Source organism: Dietzia sp. NPDC055343 (assembly GCF_053645265.1).
Map to the genome: position 1 here is coordinate 1 of NZ_JBSHMJ010000091.1, position 3,671 is coordinate 3,671.

3 protein-coding genes are annotated in these 3,671 nt (G+C 72.2%); all 3 read right to left on the reverse strand.

The features are described from left to right. Positions 1-1,343 (reverse strand): arabinofuranosyltransferase (locus tag ACWIE7_RS18500; RefSeq protein ID WP_454070230.1); only part of this gene is annotated, 1,343 nt, incomplete at its 3' end. After that, positions 1,340-2,698, reverse strand: coding sequence for a polysaccharide biosynthesis protein (locus ACWIE7_RS18505; protein WP_454070231.1), 1,359 nt, complete (start codon positions 2,696-2,698; stop codon positions 1,340-1,342). The genes ACWIE7_RS18505 and ACWIE7_RS18500, both read right to left, overlap by 4 nt. Continuing rightward, positions 2,676-3,671 (reverse strand): M1 family metallopeptidase (locus tag ACWIE7_RS18510; RefSeq protein WP_454070232.1); only part of this gene is annotated, 996 nt, incomplete at its 5' end. The genes ACWIE7_RS18505 and ACWIE7_RS18510, both read right to left, overlap by 23 nt.

Sequence of the window (3,671 nt, forward strand, 5' to 3'; positions counted from 1 at the left end):
GTGAGGGCGGGGATCATGCGGAAGGGCAACAGCGTGCTGCCGGCGACGGCCCGCAGCCCGGAGAGCAGGAACCAGCCGAACACGGCCACCGTGATCATGGCCAGACTGCGCGCGAGCACGAGCGCCCGACCCGGTGAGGGCAGCGGCCATCCAGAGGGGGCGTTGTCGTCGTCGGGGCGGGGCTCGTCGTGGGCACCGACGCGGACCCGCGCGTGCAGCGCGGCCGCGGACCGATCGGCGCCGGTGGGCCACACGGTGACCACGATCCACACCAGCCCGATCAGGCACAGGACACCCGTGACCGACATCTCGAACATCGGCAGCGGCAGGTTCGCGCCGGACTCGGGCGCAAAGTCGTTGGCGACGGACGACTCGGTCTCCGCTCCGCTGATCACGGCGAGCAGGTAGCGGTGCCAGAACAGAAGCGCGATCGCGGCGGAGATCCCGGCCATCGCGGCGAGCCGGCCGAGGAGGGCGCGGACCACGGCGCGCTCGGAGCGGTGCCACCAGGCGTGAAGGAGAACCACCAGGCCCACGACCAGCGCCGCGAAGCCGGCGATCAGGGTGTAGCCCAACGCCGCGATGCCGAGGTAGACGCCGATCGTCACAACGAGCGGCCACGTCGGCCGGCTGTCCGTCGGCGAGCCCGCGGCCACGGCGATGCGCGCGCTGAGCACGTAGGTGGCCACCACGACCTGTGGGAACAGGCAGATGAGGATCCACGAATACGGCTCATAGGCGTTGGTGTGGACGCCCACCACGGCGGTCACCAGACCGAACAGGACCGCCAGGCGGGCCGGGAGCAGCCATCGCCAGGCCACGAACGCGAGCGCACCGGCCACCGCCATCGTGATGATCGCGTACGGCTTGTAGAACTCCCACCCGTCCACGCCGAACAGCGCGGCCAGCCGGCCACCCACCCAGAACCACTGGGGCGGATAAAACGGCGCGGCGTCGGCGTAAAACGGGTCGGCCAGCCCCGCGGAATCGGCGAAGCGGGTCACGTAGGCCACGCGGTTGATCTGGTCGCCACCCAGGCCGAACAGGTAGTGGGGGGTGCCGTTGAGCAGCAGCCCCAGGTGGGACGAGGCCAGGAACGACGGGCCCGCCGTGCCGAGCAGCCACAGGGTGCGCCGGCCGGTCGCGCGGCGCAGCAGCAGCCAGCCGGCCAGAACGACGAACCCGGCGGAGAGGGCCGCCCGGAACGACTCCGGCAGCCAGCTGGGCTGGGCGAACGGCGGCGCGTTTACCACGAGCAGCGTGAGAACGCCCACGGCGGCGGCCACCATCAGCGCGGCGAGCAGCTCGGCCGCACCGCGGCCGAGGGGACGGAGGTGGGTCACGAGCGGGCCTCCGGGCGTGAGGAGGTGGCGACGACGACGATGCCGACCACATGCACCAGTACGCCCACGCCGGGCCCGGCGAGCAGCGCAATGGCAGCGCGCACGTCGAGTGCGCCGGGCACGGCGACGAGCAGCGCTGCGGCCGCGATGACCGCCACCCACCAGCCCACGTTGTAGAGCAGGTGGCGGTCGAAGGCCAGGGCGGCGTTGCCGGTCACCATGAGCGCGGCGGTTCCCACCGAGGCGGCGGTCAGGGCGGCCAGCACGGCGCCCGACAGCTCGAACTCGGCGCCGAACAGCACGCGGATCAGCCAGGGACCGACCAGCCACGCGGCCCCGGCGCCGATGACGCCGACGGCGGTCACCGCGGCGACCGGTAGCGCGAGGGCTCGCGGTCCCCGGGAACGGCGTTCGACGAAGTAGACGATGATCGCGCTCTGGAAGCTGGTCAGCGGCACGAGCAGGGGAGCGCGGGTGAGGGTGATGGCCAGGATCACCGCACCGAGGAGCGGGGCCGGGTCGGTGGGGCGGGCGGTCGCGGTGACGAACAGCGGGAACCCGGTGACCAGTGCCGACGTGCCGGCGGAGGCGAGCATCGCGGTGCCGGTGTTGCGCCAGAAGCGGCCCCGGCCCACATCCACGGCGGAGGCGAGTGCGGAGCGCGTGGCGGGGGAGAGCGCGACGAGAAGGGCCCACGTGATGGCGCCGGCGACGGTGGCGATCGCGAAGCCCAGCCCGGCATCACCGAGCCACCAGGCGATACCGGCCACGGCCAGGCGCAGCGCCGCGTCCACGGTGAGCAGGACCGCGTACAGCCCCCACCTCTCGGAGCCGGACAGGGCGCCGGCGGTGGCCGCCTGGAGACTGAATCCGAGGATGCCGAACGCCATGATCGTCACACCGGCCCCGGAGAACGTCGGCAGCCCGACCGGGGCCCACGCCGGGGTGCTCACCACGACCGCGGCGGCCAGCGCCAGGCCGAGTACGAGGCCGGCGGTCAGGAGCCGGACGCGGGGGCCGGTCGGCGGGGAGGCGGGAGGCGGGTCGCCGATGCTGCCGACGTCGTCGTCGTCGACACCAGGAGCCCCGACGCCGCCGGCGAGCTGTCGCGCCGACCGCACGGCGCGCGTGGCCTCCTGCATGAGCCCGTTGGCGACACCGCCGAGGGCGAAGAACGCGCCCCAGTAGGTGGCGAACAGCGGATAGTCGGCCGGCCCCAGGGCGCGGCCGGCGATGAGCATCACCAGGTACCCAGACGCCGCGGCGAACAGGGTGGCCAGCGTCAGCGCCCGCATCCCGCCCGTGGCCCCCCGAGCGGTCGTGGGCGCCGCCTCAGCGGGATCCGGGGAGGCCATCGGGCATGCCGAGGGTGGGCGGCACGGGCTCGGAGAACAACCAGGCGTTCCACAGGGGGCGCAGGTCCACGGGCGAATGATCGGCGGCCATGTGCAGGAAGTCGTCGGTCGTGACGTTCTTGCCCGAGTACTTGGCCACCCAGGCCCGCAGGAGGTCGAAGAAACGCTCGTCGCCGATCGTCAGCCGCAGCGCGTGCAGGGTCAGGGCGCCGCGCTTGTAGACGCGGTCGTCGAACATGTCCTTCGGGCCGGGGTCGGCGAGGAGGATGTCCTGCGGCGAGTTCTGCAGTTTGGCGAAGTAGCGCAGCGCGTGGCTGCCGGCGTCGGCGCCGCCGGAGAACTCGGTCCACAGCCACTCGGCGTAGCAGGCGAAACCCTCGTGCAGCCAGATGTGTTTCCACTCGGCGGCGGTGACCGCGTTGCCGAACCACTGGTGGGCGAGCTCGTGGGCGATGAGCCGCTCGTCGGCGCCGCCGGACTCGATCGTGTTGCGACCGAACGTCGACATGCCCATGGCCTCGAGCGGGATCTCCAGCTCGTCGTCGGTCACCACGACCTTGTACTCCTCGAAGGGGTACGGCCCGAACAGATCGGTGAACACGTCGATCATCTCGAGTTGCCGGTCGAACGCCACCCGGAAACCGCGCTTGAGGTCGGCGGGCAGGTACGCGCGGAACGGCACCCGGCCGCCGCTGACCTCCACGTGCTCGTACTGGCCGAGGTTGACGGTGACGAGGTACGTGGAGGTGGGGTGGGGGAGGTCGAACTCCCAGGTGGTCATGCTGCCGCTGCGCTTCTTTCCCACGAGCGAGCCGGTCACCACCGCGCGGTACGGCGAGTCGGCCGTGAGTCTGATCCGGAAGGGGGCCTTGGAGGAGGGGTGGTCGTCGCAGGGGAACCAGCTGGCGGCCCCGTTGGGCTGGTTGGCCACCAGGACACCGTCGGTCAGTTCCTCCCAGCCGACCTCGCCCCA

Coding starts and splice junctions, on each gene's coding strand:
- ACWIE7_RS18505 (WP_454070231.1), bottom strand. CDS start 2,698: ATGGCCTCCCCGGATCCCGCTGAGGCGGCGCCCACGACCGCTCGGGGG.